Origin of the sequence: Exiguobacterium sp. KRL4, from assembly GCF_001870785.1 — a bacterium.
GTDB lineage: Bacteria > Bacillota > Bacilli > Exiguobacteriales > Exiguobacteriaceae > Exiguobacterium_A.
The window spans coordinates 25,651-42,018 of record NZ_MOLV01000036.1; the positions used below are offsets into that span (position 1 = coordinate 25,651).

Annotated in this window: 17 protein-coding genes and 2 tRNA genes; all 19 read left to right on the forward strand. The window is 47.5% G+C overall.

Annotated features, from left to right (window positions below; genetic code table 11):
* Positions 1-13: 13 nt before the first annotated feature.
* Complete coding sequence (locus BLD48_RS15325) at positions 14-394, forward strand: FtsB family cell division protein (protein ID WP_014969106.1); 381 nt, start codon at positions 14-16, stop codon at positions 392-394.
* An 83-nt stretch (positions 395-477) separates the two neighbouring features.
* Positions 478-1,008 (forward strand): S1 domain-containing RNA-binding protein, encoded by a 531-nt coding sequence (locus BLD48_RS15330; RefSeq protein WP_014969107.1) that lies wholly within the window; start codon positions 478-480, stop codon positions 1,006-1,008.
* A 153-nt stretch (positions 1,009-1,161) separates the two neighbouring features.
* Positions 1,162-1,238, forward strand: a tRNA-Met gene (locus tag BLD48_RS15335).
* A 9-nt stretch (positions 1,239-1,247) separates the two neighbouring features.
* Positions 1,248-1,319 (forward strand) — tRNA-Glu (locus BLD48_RS15340).
* Between the two features lie 76 nt (positions 1,320-1,395).
* The gene (gene tilS / locus BLD48_RS15345; RefSeq protein ID WP_071500941.1) at positions 1,396-2,640 is read left to right on the forward strand and encodes a tRNA lysidine(34) synthetase TilS; all 1,245 of its coding nucleotides are present in this window, start codon (positions 1,396-1,398) and stop codon (positions 2,638-2,640) included.
* A gap of 33 nt (positions 2,641-2,673) precedes the next feature.
* Positions 2,674-3,219, forward strand: a complete 546-nt coding sequence (hpt, locus tag BLD48_RS15350) for a hypoxanthine phosphoribosyltransferase (protein ID WP_012368964.1) — start codon at positions 2,674-2,676, stop codon at positions 3,217-3,219.
* Positions 3,220-3,339: 120 nt separating this feature from the next.
* On the forward strand, positions 3,340-5,346 hold the full coding sequence (gene ftsH / locus BLD48_RS15355; protein ID WP_071500942.1) for an ATP-dependent zinc metalloprotease FtsH: 2,007 nt from the start codon (positions 3,340-3,342) through the stop codon (positions 5,344-5,346).
* A gap of 215 nt (positions 5,347-5,561) precedes the next feature.
* A complete protein-coding gene (locus BLD48_RS15360; protein ID WP_014969110.1) occupies positions 5,562-6,323 on the forward strand; it encodes a type III pantothenate kinase in 762 nt (253 codons plus the stop codon).
* A gap of 10 nt (positions 6,324-6,333) precedes the next feature.
* Positions 6,334-7,260, forward strand: a complete 927-nt coding sequence (gene hslO / locus BLD48_RS15365) for an Hsp33 family molecular chaperone HslO (RefSeq protein ID WP_071500943.1) — start codon at positions 6,334-6,336, stop codon at positions 7,258-7,260.
* A 12-nt stretch (positions 7,261-7,272) separates the two neighbouring features.
* Positions 7,273-7,584: a SurA N-terminal domain-containing protein gene (locus tag BLD48_RS15370; RefSeq protein WP_071500944.1), complete on the forward strand. Its 312-nt coding sequence runs from the start codon at positions 7,273-7,275 to the stop codon at positions 7,582-7,584.
* A 79-nt stretch (positions 7,585-7,663) separates the two neighbouring features.
* Entirely contained in the window at positions 7,664-8,611 is a 948-nt protein-coding gene (cysK, locus tag BLD48_RS15375) for a cysteine synthase A (protein ID WP_014969113.1), read from the forward strand.
* A gap of 147 nt (positions 8,612-8,758) precedes the next feature.
* Positions 8,759-10,147: an anthranilate synthase component I family protein gene (locus BLD48_RS15380; protein ID WP_071500945.1), complete on the forward strand. Its 1,389-nt coding sequence runs from the start codon at positions 8,759-8,761 to the stop codon at positions 10,145-10,147.
* Complete coding sequence (locus BLD48_RS15385) at positions 10,144-10,725, forward strand: anthranilate synthase component II (RefSeq protein ID WP_071500946.1); 582 nt, start codon at positions 10,144-10,146, stop codon at positions 10,723-10,725. Before BLD48_RS15380 ends, BLD48_RS15385 begins: the two co-directional genes overlap by 4 nt.
* Positions 10,709-11,548, forward strand: coding sequence for an aminotransferase class IV (locus BLD48_RS15390; RefSeq protein WP_071500947.1), 840 nt, complete (start codon positions 10,709-10,711; stop codon positions 11,546-11,548). Before BLD48_RS15385 ends, BLD48_RS15390 begins: the two co-directional genes overlap by 17 nt.
* A complete protein-coding gene (gene folP / locus BLD48_RS15395) occupies positions 11,545-12,336 on the forward strand; it encodes a dihydropteroate synthase (RefSeq protein WP_071500948.1) in 792 nt (263 codons plus the stop codon). The genes BLD48_RS15390 and folP overlap by 4 nt, the downstream gene beginning before the upstream one ends.
* 2 nt (positions 12,337-12,338) lie before the next feature.
* Positions 12,339-12,710, forward strand: coding sequence for a dihydroneopterin aldolase (gene folB / locus BLD48_RS15400; protein WP_071500949.1), 372 nt, complete (start codon positions 12,339-12,341; stop codon positions 12,708-12,710).
* Positions 12,707-13,198, forward strand: coding sequence for a 2-amino-4-hydroxy-6-hydroxymethyldihydropteridine diphosphokinase (gene folK / locus BLD48_RS15405; RefSeq protein WP_071500950.1), 492 nt, complete (start codon positions 12,707-12,709; stop codon positions 13,196-13,198). The genes folB and folK overlap by 4 nt, the downstream gene beginning before the upstream one ends.
* Before the next feature lie 34 nt (positions 13,199-13,232).
* Positions 13,233-14,228: a tRNA dihydrouridine synthase DusB gene (dusB, locus tag BLD48_RS15410; RefSeq protein ID WP_071500951.1), complete on the forward strand. Its 996-nt coding sequence runs from the start codon at positions 13,233-13,235 to the stop codon at positions 14,226-14,228.
* A 167-nt stretch (positions 14,229-14,395) separates the two neighbouring features.
* Entirely contained in the window at positions 14,396-15,877 is a 1,482-nt protein-coding gene (lysS, locus tag BLD48_RS15415; RefSeq protein ID WP_201723168.1) for a lysine--tRNA ligase, read from the forward strand.
* Positions 15,878-16,368 lie beyond the last annotated feature (491 nt).

Genomic DNA, 16,368 nt, shown 5'->3' on the forward strand with positions numbered 1-16,368 from the left:
AAGGAGGGATGATATGCCAGCACCGTTGGAATCAGGGCGTGATACACCGCCCAAGATCAAACCGCTCAATGACCGAAAAAAACAGTTAAGTCAAAATGCGATCGAAAACCGTTTACGTCTGAAGAGGCGCTTCTTAGTCTGTATGTCGATCTTTCTTATTGTCCTGTCCCTGATGGGGTGGTCATATATCGAAAAGAAACAATTGATTGCTGAACAGAAACAGTCGTTTCAGGTTGCGAATCAAGAACAGGCGAAAGCGGAAAAAGAAACGGCCCGTCTGAAAGAAGAAATTGAACGGCTGAATGATAAGAAATATGTTGCGAACTTAGCGAGAAGTGAACTGCTGTACTCGAAAAAAGGCGAAACGATTTTCTATTTTTCACCGGAAGATTAAACGAAGCTTGCCGATTGATTGAAAAAATGTAGAATCACTCGTATAATAAGAAATGAATCAACTAAAAAGGAGCAATACAATTTATGTCGATTGAAGTAGGCAGCAAAGTACAAGGGAAAGTTACAGGCATCACCAATTTCGGCGCGTTCGTAGAATTACCGACGGGTAAGACAGGTCTTGTTCACATCAGTGAAGTAGCAGATTCTTACGTCAAGGATATCAATGATGTCTTGACAGTCGGACAAGAAATCACGGTTAAAGTGTTGAGTGTAGAGAACGACGGAAAGATTGGTCTTTCCATTAAGAAAGCCGTCGATCGCCCAGAAGGTGAACGTCCACGTCCTCCTGCTCGTCAGTTTGATCGCGGACCACGTCCAGCAGGTCAAGACCGCGGACCACGTCCTTTTGATAACAAAGGTCCACGTGGTGGAAGTGGCGGCGGTGGAAACCGTGGTGGCTTTAACAAAGGTGGCCGTGGCGCACCAGCTCCACGTAAAGAGCAAACGTTCGATACGTTGATGACTAGTTTCCTCAAAGATAGTGAAGATCGTCTTGCGACATTGAAACGACAAACCGATTCAAAACGTGGCGGACGCGGTGCTAAACGTCAATAACTTGCTGACCTGTTCTTTATAAGGATAGAGATGGAATGACGCTGTTCATTCCATCTTTTATTTTTTTGAAATTATTTTTATAAAAAGCGTTGACAATCATTTGACTCCCAAGTATTATAGAAAATGTGCTTAAGACGCACGCGTTCAAAATATGGCGGTGTAGCTCAGCTGGCTAGAGCGTACGGTTCATACCCGTGAGGTCGTGGGTTCGACTCCCTCCGCCGCTACCATATTTTTTTGGCCCGTTGGTCAAGCGGTTAAGACACCGCCCTTTCACGGCGGTATCACGGGTTCGATTCCCGTACGGGTCATTCTGTAAAAAAGCTATCTCTATTTATATAGAGGTGGCTTTTTTCGTTTCAATCATCAAATGAAGGGGGTCAAGATATGCGATTAGACGTGAACCTTCCAAGGGAACCCTTGCTCGTCGCGGTATCGGGTGGCTGTGATTCAATGGTGTTAGCGCATGTTTTACATGAGGCGGATTACGATATCTTGATTGTCCATGTCCATCATGGTCTTCGGAAAGAATCAGATCAGGAAGCGGAGGCAATCCGCAACTTTGCCTCAGCACGTCAAATCGAATTTCGGATGACGCGTCTCGATTGGGAAGGGGAGATACCAAGTCAAGCGGCATGCCGGAACAGACGGTATACGTTTTTCCGACAGGTCATGGCAGAAACCGGACGGCGCCATTTGGTTCTAGCCCACCACCGGGACGATCAATTGGAGACGTTGTTGATTCAATTGATTCGCGGGGAAGCACATATCGATGGAATCCCGCTCCTCCGGATGTTTGCGAACGGTCAGATGCATCGTCCGCTATTGGCGTATACGAAACAACAACTGTATGACTATGCGAAGGAACAACACATTCAGTGGTCTGAAGATGCGACAAATGCTGAAACGAAGTATCTTCGAAATCAGATGCGGCATCAGGTGTTGCCGCTATTGGCGAAATTACGCCCCGGGTATGAGGAAGCGACGGCTCGCGCGGCGATGTTGCGAGATGAACAAAAACAAGAACATCTGACGTATGTCGCAGAACTCGTCAAGTCGCAGACGACAGAACAGGGACTTCCACTCGAAGTCGTTCAGCGACTTCCTTCCGACTTCAAACGATTCGTCTTACGTGTTCTGTTACCTGACAGGGAACTCTCCTCAAATGATTACAATCGATTTTTGACATGGTTACGAGTAGATATGCCGTCCGGTGAAGTGTATTATGGAAACTGGAGGATACAGCGTACATATGGATTTTTGACATGTGACCGCTGTCCTGTGAGAAACTTTGCATCTGAACCGCTTGAAGTCGGTCCTGATTTGGGTACTTATCATTATGGTGAACATATGATTAGGTTTTCCCGTGCCTCAGCAGGGATTCCTGTTGAGGCACTCCGTTTCCCGTTGACGATTCGACGACCGTTACCAGGGGATCGGATTCAACTGGCAATCGGGACAAAAAAAGTCAGTCGAATTCTTATTGATGCCAAGGTACCGCGGGCATTGCGGACAGAAATTCCGGTCGTCGTCGATGCAACAGGTCAAGTTCTGGCAGTCATCGGACATCGAATTGCAATATTCGGGTCATTTGAACTCCTCGCAGAATCGTGTTTAATGATAGAATGGTAATGTAGTGTTTAAAATGGAGGAGGAATACCTAGCATGACCTTAATGAATGATATGGAAAAAGTACTGATTTCGGAAGAAGAGATCCAACATAAAGTCGGTGAACTCGCGGGTGAACTGACAGCGGATTATGGAGATCGTTTCCCACTACTCGTATGTGTCCTTAAAGGGGCAATGCCATTCATGTCTGATCTCGTCAAAAAGATGGACATGCATTTAGAAATGGACTTCATGGATGTCTCGACGTATCATGGCGGGACGACATCGACTGGAGAAGTTAAGATTGAGAAGGATTTAAACACATCAGTAGAAGGACGTGACATCCTGATTGTCGAAGATATCATCGACAGCGGATTAACATTAGGCTATCTCGTGGACCTCTTTAAATACCGGAAAGCAAAGTCAGTCAAAATCGTGACATTGCTCGATAAACCAAGCGGTCGTAAAAACGATTTACACGCTGACTACAGCGGTTTTGTCATTCCACATGAGTTCGTTGTCGGTTATGGTCTTGACTATGAAGAAAAATATCGTAACCTTCCTTATGTTGGTGTATTGAAGCCAGCAGTCTACGGCGGCTAATTATTTTTAATCTTGACTGTCACATGATAAGATGAAACCAATTACAAAGCGCGCTTTGCCGCGTTAGGATTCGTATCGATTGAGTAAGTTCAATCAGTTGATGCGGAGAGGAGGCCTACGATGAACCGAGCAGTGAAGAATACCCTCGTGTTTGGGGTCATTTTTCTAGCTTTGATCTTGTTTCTGCAATACTTGCAGAGTCCAGTGAACAAAAGCAAAGAAATCAATTACACACAGTTTGTCGAGTCAGTTGAAAAAGGTGATGTCAAGACGGCGACGTTCCAGTATGAGGGACAGACGTATAACGTCACGGGTGAATTACGTGAAAAGGATACGACATATGAAACCGTCGTACCGGCTGTTGATACGGAACTGACGGATTTGTATACGCAATTGCGCAGCCAAAACGTCAAGTTGGACTTTAAGGCAGCAGAAACAAATGGCGGTTGGATCGCGTTACTGACGACCATCGTGCCATTCATCATCATCTTCATCCTGTTCTTCTTCTTGATTAATCAAGCACAAGGTGGCGGCGGCGGTGGCCGTGTCATGAACTTCGGGAAATCGAAGGCGCGCCTGTACGATACAGAAAAGAAAAAGATTACGTTTGACGATGTCGCGGGAGCGGATGAGGAAAAACAAGAACTCGTTGAGGTTGTTGAATTCTTGAAAGATCCACGCAAGTTTGCGCGTCTCGGTGCCCGTATTCCAAAAGGTGTCCTCCTTGTAGGTCCTCCAGGTACAGGTAAAACATTGCTTGCCCGTGCAGCAGCTGGTGAAGCCGGCGTACCGTTCTTCTCGATTTCAGGTTCTGACTTCGTTGAGATGTTTGTTGGTGTCGGTGCATCACGTGTACGTGACTTGTTCGAAAATGCGAAGAAAAACGCCCCATGTATCATCTTCATCGATGAGATCGATGCAGTTGGTCGTCAACGTGGAGCCGGTCTTGGCGGCGGACATGATGAGCGCGAACAAACATTGAACCAACTTCTCGTTGAGATGGATGGATTCAGTGAAAACGAAGGCATCATCATGATCGCAGCAACGAACCGTGCGGATATCTTGGACCCAGCTTTACTCCGTCCAGGTCGTTTTGACCGTCAAATCACGGTCGAGCGTCCAGATGTCGTCGGACGTGAAGCGGTTCTGAAAGTGCACGCACGCAATAAACCACTTGATACAACGGTTGATTTAAAAGCCATCGCACAACGGACACCAGGTTTCTCTGGTGCAGATCTTGAAAACCTGTTGAACGAAGCAGCACTTATTGCAGCGCGTACCGACCGTGACAAGATCTCAATCGTCGATCTCGAAGAAGCGATCGACCGTGTCATCGCTGGACCAGCGAAGAAGAGTCGGATCATCTCGCCAAAAGAGAAAAAGATCGTCGCGTGGCATGAAGCGGGTCATACGATCATCGGTGTCACACTCGATGATGCGGATGAAGTGCATAAAGTAACCATCGTTCCTCGTGGAAATGCGGGCGGCTACGTCATCATGCTTCCAAAAGAAGATCGTTACTTCATGACGAAACCAGAACTTGAAGATAAGATCACTGGATTACTTGGTGGTCGTGTCGCGGAAGATATCGTCTTTGGTGAAGCATCGACTGGAGCGAGTAATGACTTCCAACGTGCAACAGGATTAGCACGGAAGATGGTCATGGAGTTCGGGATGAGTGAAAAACTCGGACCACTTCAGTTTGGTTCCGGTCAAAGCGGAAACGTCTTCTTAGGACGTGACTTCCAAAACGAACAGAACTACTCTGATGCGATTGCCCATGAAATCGATATGGAAATTCAAGCGATCATCAACAAATGTTACCAAAAAGCGAAAACCATCTTAACCGAAAAACGCAATCAGCTTGATTTGATTGCAACAACATTACTTGAAGTCGAAACACTCGATCAAAAACAAATTCACCATCTCTTAGAGACAGGCGAATACAAAAAAAATGAACCTGAAGTGATCGCAGAACCAAAAGCGGACGAGAAAACACCGGAATCGAAGACACCTGTCATCGACCAACCGACAGAATCTCCGACGCAGCGTGGCTCTGTCATCGAAGAAGGGAAAAATATCGATACGGAAAAATCAGATCAACCTCGTCGGGATGATCAAATCTAATTGCCATCACAAAACCGTTCGGATGAACCGGTGGATGGTATGAAAGATGAATGGATTTCGTTCGATCAAGAGGTCAGTATTCCAAATGGGATGCTGACCTCTTTTTTTTGTGAGGAGGTCAGGTTGGGAGGCGCACTTCAATAGGTGAAGCCACACGTGCGTGGTATAATCACAACGTATGCAACAGTTATCGTCAGAGAAAAGTGGGGAATCAGATGATTTTAGTAATTGATGTGGGAAATACGAATATCGTACTGGGCGTCTATGATGAACAGACACTTGTCCAACATTGGCGGATCGCAACGGATCGTACACGGACAACGGACGAGTACGGGATGTTGGTCAAAGCCCTGTTTCGGGATGCAGACTTAAACGTGGAAGACATTGAGGGAATCGTGTTATCATCTGTCGTACCCCCTGTCGTGTTTCCACTCGAAAACATGTGCGTCCGTTATTTCAACCGACGCCCATTTGTGATCGGACCGGGAATCAAGACGGGACTCGATTTGAAAGTCGATAATCCAAGAGAGGTCGGGGCCGACCGGATCGTCAATGCGGTCGCTGCGACAGTCAAATACGATGGTCCTTTGATCATCGTTGATTTTGGAACAGCTACGACCTATTGTTATATCGATTCACAAAAACGCTATTATGGTGGGATCATCTCACCGGGTGTCATGGTATCGACCGAGGCACTATATAACAAAGCAGCAAAATTACCACGAATCGAGATTGCAAAACCGCAGTCAGCGATTGGTCGCAATACGGTACATGCGATGCAATCCGGAACCTATTTCGGATACGTCGCGCAAGTCGATGGATTAGTTCATCGGATGAAAGAAGAAATGGGTGAAGCTACTGTCATTGCGACAGGAGGACTCGCCCGATTAATCAGTGAGGAATCCGCGACGATCAAAATCGTCGATCCGTTTTTGACGCTTGACGGGTTGCGGATTATCTACGACCGAAATAAGTGAGGGAAAAATAATGAAACGTGAAGAATTATTAGCACAATTAAAAGATGATTATTTAGTAAGAGCCTTAGGTTTTAATGGGGAAGTCCGCGCATTTGCCATCCGTTCGACAAAAACGGTTTATGAAGCACAACTGCGTCACCAGACGACACCTGTTGTCACAGCAGCACTCGGCCGGACATTGACGATCGGGGCGATGATGGGAACGATGCAAAAAGGAGACACCCGTGTGACGCTGAAAGTCGAAGGGGACGGACCGATCGGTAAAATCATCGTCGATGCCGATGCGAAAGGGCAAGTCCGAGGCTACGTCAGTCACCCGCGTGTCGAGATGGATACGTATGTCAATGGCGATGGTCTGACGAAACTGAAAGTCGGCGACGCCGTCGGCCGTGGAAATCTCTCGGTCATCAAAGACTTAGGTCTCCGGGACTTCGTTGGCGGACAATCCCCGATCCAAACAGGTGAAATCAGTGAAGACTTTACGTACTACTTCGCGGTTTCAGAACAAAGTCCATCCGTCGTTGGAGCAGGCGTCCTCGTCTATCCGGAAGATGAGTCTGTCATCGCAGCGGGCGGCTTGATCGTCCAACTGATGCCAGGTGCGTCAGAAGAAACGATTGCGGCACTCGAGCAACGAGTCGCTGCGTTAAAACCGATTTCGATTCTGGTCGGAGAAGAAAAAACGCCGGAAGAGATGTTAGGTCTTGTCTTAGGGGATTCGTTTGACGTCCTCGATACGATTCCAGTTGCCTTTAACTGTACGTGTGAGCGTGAAAAATTAGCGACAGCGATCGTCGCGCTTGGACCGGATGAGATTCAAGCGATGATTGACGAAGATGGTGGCGCAGAAGCCGTCTGTCATTTCTGTTCAGAACATTATCAGTATGATGTCGAAGAATTACAATCGCTTCGCGAAAAATCACTCGAAAGAGCATAAGAGGGTCTGAAAATGGGAACTGTAAACTCTAAGTACTTGTGGATGTTGATTTTCATTTTGTTGTTGACGAATTTTTTGACAGGTGCTTACGCGTTCATGGGTGAATTGCCAAAAGTCGATTCGCCTAAGATCGTCCAGGACAGTATCGGCGGACCGCTCGAAGAGGTCGTCGCCAAAGTCGGTGACGAGGAAATCACGCGAGCGGATGTGTATCAAGTCATGCGAAATGAGCATGAGCAGGAGACGATTGACCGTTTGATTGCGGAAGCAGTCGAAAAACAATCAAAAAACGGATCAAAGCCAACGGTAAAGCGCTTTGATTGACAATTTTCATCCAGTCCATCGATAATTGATTTATCGGATTACTTGGAATTAAAGTTTTTCATTATGAGGAGGAATGGTCATGCGCATTGCGAATTCAGTATTGGATTTAGTCGGCCGCACGCCGATCGTTAAATTGAATCATTTGACAGGACCGGAAGATGCGGACGTGTACTTGAAACTGGAATATATGAATCCAGGGTCAAGCGTCAAAGACCGAATTGCCTTAGCGATGATCGAAACGGCTGAGTCGGCAGGGCATCTGAAAACAGGAGATACGATCATTGAGCCGACAAGTGGCAACACTGGGATTGGACTTGCGATGGTCGCTGCTGCAAAAGGATACCGCTCGATTCTTGTCATGCCGGAAACGATGAGCATGGAACGTCGAACTCTTCTTCGTGCGTACGGTGCGGAGTTGATTTTAACACCTGGTCCAGAAGGAATGAAGGGTGCGATTGCTCGGGCGACGGCAGAAGCCGAAGAACACGGTTATTTCATGCCGCAACAGTTCAACAATGAAGCGAATCCGGTCGTCCATGAACAAACGACAGGTCCTGAAATCGTCGAGGCGTTCGAGGGATTGACGCTTGATGCGTTCATTGCTGGAATTGGAACGGGTGGTACGATCACTGGTGCTGGAAAAGTGTTACGTCATGCTTTCCCGGGAATTGAAATCATTGCCGTTGAACCAACGGATTCACCTGTACTTTCCGGTGGGAAACCGGGTCCACACAAGTTGCAAGGAATCGGTGCTGGATTCGTTCCATCGATTCTTGATACGAAGATTTATGATGGAGTCGAGCAAGTGACGACGGAAGAAGCGTTTGATCATGCGCGTCGTGCCGCTAAAACGAACGGGATTCTCGGTGGGATTTCTTCTGGAGCGGCGATTGCTGCTGCATTGAAGACGGCCGCGCGCTTAGGAAAAGGGAAAACTGTTCTGGCAATCATCCCGTCGAACGGAGAACGTTACCTCAGTACACCGTTGTATCAAGTGGAGGAAGAAGCAGACAGTTCAAAATTATAATCTTTTTCAGTCAAGGGGTTCATTCCGATTTTATGGAATGGACCTCTTTTTACTACTAACAAATAAAAGGATGGACGTTTGAGTCGTCCGTCTGTCTGCTTTTTGCGTATAATGAGGACAGAATAGTTCGGAAGTGGAGGAACAACAGTGCGACAGACAGTATATGAATCATTTACGTGGACAAAAGAACAGTTTTATAACCGTTACGTCGAATTGACAACAGGACAAACGGGGCATGTCTGGCTTGAAAGTGGGCGCATCGGGTCTTATACGATGGCGGGGATTCGGCCTGTCGGACACGTTCGGACAAAAGACGGGATCACGACCATCACGATTTCCGGTGAACAGGAACAGAAGGCGGATGCACCGTTCACACTCATAGATGAAATTCGTTCCCGGTACGCATCGGCGCGCCCGGCAGGCATGCCGCCGTTTTTTGGTGGACTGGCGGGGTATGTCAGTTATGACGCGGTCCGTTATCTTGAACGTTTACCTGAACAAGCAGAAGATGACTTGGCGACAGCTGACGTATCCCTCTATTGGTATGATGAAGTAGCCGTTTTTGACCACCAGACTGAGCAATTATTCGTCGCCGTCACGCGGGAGACCGAAGCAGAAGCACGTATCGACCTGGCAAAAGAAGTGGCGTCTTGGCGTCAAACAAGTCCGGTCCCGACGTTTCCAACACCGGAGGAAGTCACCGTACGTCGTGGACGTTCCTTTGAACGAGCGGACTTCGTCCAGGCAGCAGACCGAATCAAACGATACATCGAAGCGGGAGACGTCTTTCAGGTGAACCTTGCCGTCCGCCAACAGGAACCGTTACGGACGACACCTGCTCATATCTATGATGTCTTACGCACGGTGAACCCATCCCCGTATATGGGATACTTTGCAGATGAAGACTTAGTCCTCGTCTCGGCGTCTCCTGAATTGTTAGTCGAAAAAATCGGTTCATCGCTAGCGACCCGTCCGATTGCCGGAACACGACCGCGGGGAAAAGATGAAGAAGAAGATTTGGCTTTAGCGAAAACGTTGCTTGATAATGAAAAGGAACGGGCAGAGCACGTCATGCTTGTCGATCTCGAACGGAACGATTTAGGACGCGTCAGCCGGTATGGATCCGTTCATGTCGACGAACTGATGGTCATCGAAAAATATTCACATGTCCAGCATATCGTCTCGAATGTCCGAGGGGAGATTGCGGAAGGGGAAACTGCCAGTAGTGTTCTCGCAGCGATGTTTCCAGGGGGCACGATCACAGGCGCACCTAAAATCCGGACGATGGAGATCATTGAAGAGCTGGAACCGGTTCGCCGGGGGATTTACACGGGTTCCTTAGGATTTATCAGCTGGGCGGATGATACGATCTTCAACATCTTGATTCGGACGTTAGTCGCGAAAGACGGGATGGCCTACATTCAGGCAGGTGCCGGCATCGTGACCGATTCAGATTCGGAAAGTGAATATGAAGAATCGCTGAGTAAAGCGAAAGCACTTTGGGTGGCAAAAGAAATGGCGGAGGAAACGACATGATTGTATTAATCGATAATTATGATTCATTTACGTATAATCTAGTACAGTATTTCGGGGAACTCGGACAAGATATTCGCGTGTTTCGAAATGATGCGATCACAATCGAAGAAATCGAACAGCTTGCCCCTGATCATTTAATCATCTCCCCCGGACCCTGTACCCCCAACGAGGCGGGAATCAGTTTAGAAGCGATCCGTTATTTTGCGGGACGTATCCCGATACTCGGTGTCTGTCTCGGACATCAAGCGATCGGTCAAGTCTTTGGCGGAAAGGTCGTCCGCGCGAAAACGTTGATGCATGGGAAGGTATCCTTATTGTCGCACGACGACTCGTTGATGTTTGCTGGAATCGAACAACAGACACCCGTCACGCGTTATCATTCGTTAGTCGTCGAGCGGGAAAGTTTTCCGGACGTCTTGACGATCACGGCAGAAGCAGATGGCGAAATCATGGCGCTGCGCCATAAGGACTGGCCGATCGTCGGGGTCCAGTTTCATCCGGAAGCGATTTTGACACGCGATGGGAAACAGATGTTAAAAAACTTTTTGGAGCTGACACACTATGTATCTTTGGCATGATGGGCACGTAAAACGAGAAGAAGACATTCGGATCTCGCCGTTTGATCACGGATATTTATATGGGATGGGTGTATTTGAGACGTTTCGAACTTACGGGGGACATCCCTTTTTATTTGACGATCATATCGAACGACTTCAGATGAGTTGTGCCGCGATTGGTATCAAATTACCGTATGGACGGAATGAATTGTTAGCGGCAGTGGAAGAACTCTATCGAATACATGAAAAATCGGACGTGTACATTCGGCTGAATGTCTCGGCTGGAGAACGGGGAATCGGGCTCTCAAGTGAACCGTATGACACGCCAACTGTTTTGATATATGCGAAACCAGTTGGACAAAGACAAAATTCAGAACGAGCGCTGGAGACGATTCGTCTCGCGCGGAGTACACCGGAAACAAGTTACCGTCTGAAGTCGCATCACTATATGAACAATCTTGTCGCCAAACGGCAACTGTTTAATCAAGAAGCGGAAGGCTTGTTCTTAACAAAAGAAGGATTTATCTGTGAAGGCATTACATCCAATATCTTTTGGCGGTATGGAGACAAATGGTACACACCACCACTTGAGACGGGGGCCTTAAACGGAATCACCCGCCAATTCCTCATGGAACAGATGCCGGTTGAAGAACGGTTGGCCTTGTTGCCACAATTATCTGAAGCGGATGAAATCCTCTATACGAACTCGATCCAGGAAGCGGTCGCGGTCTCGTCGCTTGACGGACGAGCATTTCCGGGTCTTGCAGGACACGGGTACCAGTCAGTGCGGACTCTGTTTGATCAAGCGGTCCAGACGAAATGGTCAAGGAGGGAACGAGGATGACGAAGATTATGGGAATCCTGAACGTGACGCCGGATTCATTTTCCGATGGTGGAAACTATGTGGATGTTGAACAAGCCGTTCGTCATGCGAAACAACTTGTGGCGGATGGAGCGGATGCGATCGATGTCGGCGGCGAATCGACGAGACCCGGTGCGACGTTCGTTTCGGCTCAAGAAGAAATCGAACGTGTCGTGCCGGTCATTCGTCGCTTGAAACGAGAACTGGATGTGTTCGTGTCGATCGATACGTATAAACCGGAAGTAGCGGAAGCGGCTGTCAAAGCGGGTGCGGATATCATCAATGACGTCTGGGGATCGAAGTGGGGCGATTGTTCGATGGTCGATGTCGCAGCGCGGCACGAAGTCCCGATCATCTTGATGCATAATCGTTCGGAACCCCATGGACCAGATCTGTTAGCAGAAGTACGCGCGGATTTAGAGGATTCGATTCGTTTGGCGAAACAAGCAGGTGTTTCGGAAAATCGGATTTGGTTAGATCCGGGAATCGGCTTTATGAAGACGCATCAAGAAAACTTATTTTTAATGCGTCATTTGTCAATCACGACTGATTTTGGATACCCGGTCTTGCTTGGGACGTCACGCAAGTCGATGATTGGTCTGACGCTCGGATTACCTGCTGACCAACGTGTCGAAGGGACGATTGCTACGGTTTGCTACGGCATTCAACAAGGGTGTGAATGGATGCGGGTCCATGACGTCAAAGTGATCAAACGAGCAGCCGTCATGATGGATACGATGTTGGCGGCGGAACTAGCAGGAGGGGAATGACGATGGATCGAATACAAGTGACCGGTATGCGTTTTTACGGCTACCATGGTGTGTTTGCAGAGGAAACCAAGTTAGGACAACGCTTTAACGTCGATTTATCGATTGGCCTTGATTTATCAAGTGCCGGTAAAACCGATGATTTGCGAGAAAGCGTCAATTACGCGGAATTGTACAACGTTACAAAGCAAGTCGTCGAAGGGTCACCGTTACAGCTCGTCGAAGCGTTGGCGGAGCGGATCGCAGCGCAAGTCCTGTTGCTTGATTCACGAATTCTTGAAACGACGATCAAGGTCATTAAACCCGATCCTCCGATTGCCGGGCACTATGAACATGTCGCTGTTGAAATTCACCGGAAACGAGCGGATGATCAATGAATCGTGCCTATATTGCATTGGGGTCGAACATCGGGGATAAAGCGGGGCATTTACAAGCGGCGATTGCTGCCATGCGTTTGCTCCCGACGACAAAAACCGTCCGTCCTTCATCCATCTATGAGACGGCTCCCGTCGGCTATGTCGATCAGGATCTGTTTTATAATATGGTCGTCGAGCTCGAGACGACATTATCGGCAGAAATGTTGTTGGAGGAACTCCAACGAATTGAGCAGCAAGAAGGGCGGAAGCGTCTCTTTAAAAATGGACCCCGGACACTTGATCTCGATATCGTTTTGTACAACGAAGAGACGATCCAATCGGAAGGGTTGACGGTTCCTCATCCACGGATGCAAGATCGGGCATTCGTATTAGCTCCGTTACGTGAATTGAATGCATCTCACATTGTACCGGGAGTAGATCAGACCGTCGGACAGTTGTACGTTGCGTTACCGGAAGCAGAACGAGCCGACGTTAGACGCATCGAGTAGGAAACAGTTTCAGGCAGAAGAAGGGATGAGAAGGATGGCAGGTTTTAAAATTGGTGAAGTCGAACTGAACAACCGTGTCATTTTAGCACCGATGGCGGGCGTCTGTAATCCTGCGTTTCGTTTGATTGCAAAAGAATTCGGGGCAGGTCTCGTCTGTGCGGAAATGGTCAGTGATAAAGGAATTCTGTATGAGAATGAACGAACGATGCAGATGTTATATGTCGACGATCGGGAAAAACCGCTTAGTTTACAAATTTATGGAGGTTCGAAGGAAACATTGGTTCAAGCCGCTCAGTATGTCGATGCCAACACGAATGCCGATATCATTGATATCAATATGGGCTGCCCTGTACCGAAAGTGACGAAGTGTGACGCCGGTGCGAAGTGGTTGCTTGATCCGGATAAGGTCTACGAGATGGTTCATGCTGTATCGCAAGCGGTTGATAAACCTGTCACGGTCAAGATGCGGACCGGCTGGGACAGTCATCATATTTATTGTGTCGATAATGTCCGCGCGGCGGAAGCGGGTGGTGCGAAGGCTGTCGCCATTCATGGACGAACCCGTTCCCAGAAATATGAAGGGGTTGCGGATTGGAACATCATTGGTGAAGCGAAACGTGCAGTCGGCATTCCGGTCATCGGCAATGGGGATGTTCAAACGCCGCAAGATGCTAAACGAATGATTGATGAAATCGGAGTTGACGGTGTCATGATCGGGCGGGCAGCGCTCGGGAACCCATGGATGTTGTATCAGACAATCCAGTACCTCGAATCGGGCACCCTACCGGTTGAACCGACAGCACGTGAAAAAATCGATATTTGTCTGTTGCATGCAGCGCGTCTCGTTGCATTAAAGGGTGAGGCACTTGCTGTCCGTGAGATGCGGACGCATGTCGCATGGTACTTAAAAGGATTAAGTGGGAACGGGCAGGTTCGTAAAGCATTATTTGATATTGATACGCATGCCGGTCTTCAGACCTTACTCCATCAGTACGTCGAAACGTTGGAAACGAACGCAGTACATGCGTAACAGGTAAAGTATAGTCGGGCTTGCCCGTTTTATGGTACGCTAATGCCATTGAAGATGAGCGAATTGGTTTTTCTAAGAGCTGTCGGTCATACCGGCAGCTTTTTCATCGAAGAAGGTGAAAACCATCGTGAACCATTATAAAAGGAGTGAAGACAGTGAGTCAGGACATGGAAATGAATGATCAAATGCAGGTGCGTCTCGGTAAGATGAATGCCATGCGTGAACAAGGACTTGATCCGTTTGGTGCTCGTTTCGAACGGTCAACGGATACAGCCAGTATTCGTGCTGCTTACGGCGAACACGAAAAAGAAGAATTGGCAGAACTGAAACCGGACGTTGCGATTGCGGGTCGCGTCATGACGACACGTCGTAAAGGGAAAGTTGGCTTTACGAACGTGCAAGATGTAAAAGGCCAAATTCAATTGTATGTGCGTAAAGATGATGTAGGTGAAGAAGCCTATGAAATTTATAAAACATGCGATTTGGGCGATATCGTCGGAATCAGTGGATATGTTTTCAAGACGAACGTCGGTGAATTATCGGTTCACGTCACATCGTTTACATTACTGACAAAAGCACTACGTCCCCTTCCGGATAAATACCACGGACTAAAAGATGTCGAACAGCGTTATCGTCAACGGTATCTCGATTTGATCACGAACAATGAATCACGTGAGACATTCATCGCACGTAGTAAAGTCATTCGTGGCATCCGTCAGTACCTCGATAGTCTCGGGTATTTGGAAGTCGAAACACCGATGTTGCATACAATCGCAGGTGGTGCGTCAGCACGTCCGTTCATCACACATCACAATGCACTCGATATGACGCTTTACATGCGGATTGCCATCGAATTGCATCTCAAGCGTTTGATCGTCGGTGGGCTGGAGAAGGTCTATGAAATCGGTCGTGTCTTCCGAAATGAAGGAATCTCGACACGTCATAACCCTGAATTCACGATGATCGAGTTGTATGAAGCATACGCGGATTACAATGACATCATGAACTTGACAGAAAACCTGATTGCGCATGTCGCGCAAGAAGTACTTGGCACAACACAAGTCACATATGGTGAAGATGTCATCGATCTGTCTGTCGGATGGAAACGTGCCCATATGGCGGACCTTGTTAAAGAAGAGACAGGTGTGGATTTCTTTGAAGAGATTTCAAAAGAACGTGCCCATGAATTGGCGCATGAACATGGTGTTGAAGTTCAAGCCCATATGACAACTGGACATATCCTCAATGAGTTCTTTGAACAAAAGATTGAAGAGTCACTTGTTCAGCCGACATTTGTCTACGGACATCCGGTCGAGATTTCACCGCTTGCGAAGAAAAATCCAGAGGACCCACGTTTCACGGATCGTTTTGAATTGTTCATCGTCCGTCGTGAACATGCAAATGCCTTTACGGAATTGAATGATCCAATTGATCAACGGGAACGTTTTGAAGCTCAGCTTGTTGAAAAAGAAGCAGGGAACGATGAAGCACATGAAATGGACAATGATTTCATCGAAGCACTTGAGTATGGTATGCCACCAACTGGAGGGCTCGGAATCGGAATCGATCGTCTTGTCATGTTGCTGACGAATGCACCGTCCATCCGTGATGTACTCTTATTCCCAACGATGCGTCATCAACAGAACTAAGGACTCATCGAAAGTGATTCTCCCTCGTCTTTCTTCATATAGAAGAAAGCGGGGGATTTTTTGTTAGTAATCAGGCCATCAAAAACCTTTATTTGATAAGCGGTTTGCTAGAATATCTTTTGGAGAAAGCGGGGAAAATAAACTTTTAAATGTTTTTCTAATAAAACACTTGTCTAAACAAAAACTCCATGGTATATTATTTCTTGTGCCGCAAATGGTTGTGACACACCGGAAAAAATATCGAAAAAAGTTATTGACAATCGTGTTGGTGACTTGGTAAGATATTAAAGTCGCTGAAAACGACACGACGAACTTTGAAAACTGAACGATGAGGCAAAAAACGTATCTTCGGATACAAACAATGAATGAAGCGCAAGCTTCGTCAACGTGACTTCGGTCACAACAACGAGCAAGTCAAACACTTTATGGAGAGTTTGATCCTGGCTCAGGACGAACGCTGGCGGCTGCCTAATACAACAAAAAGACACAAC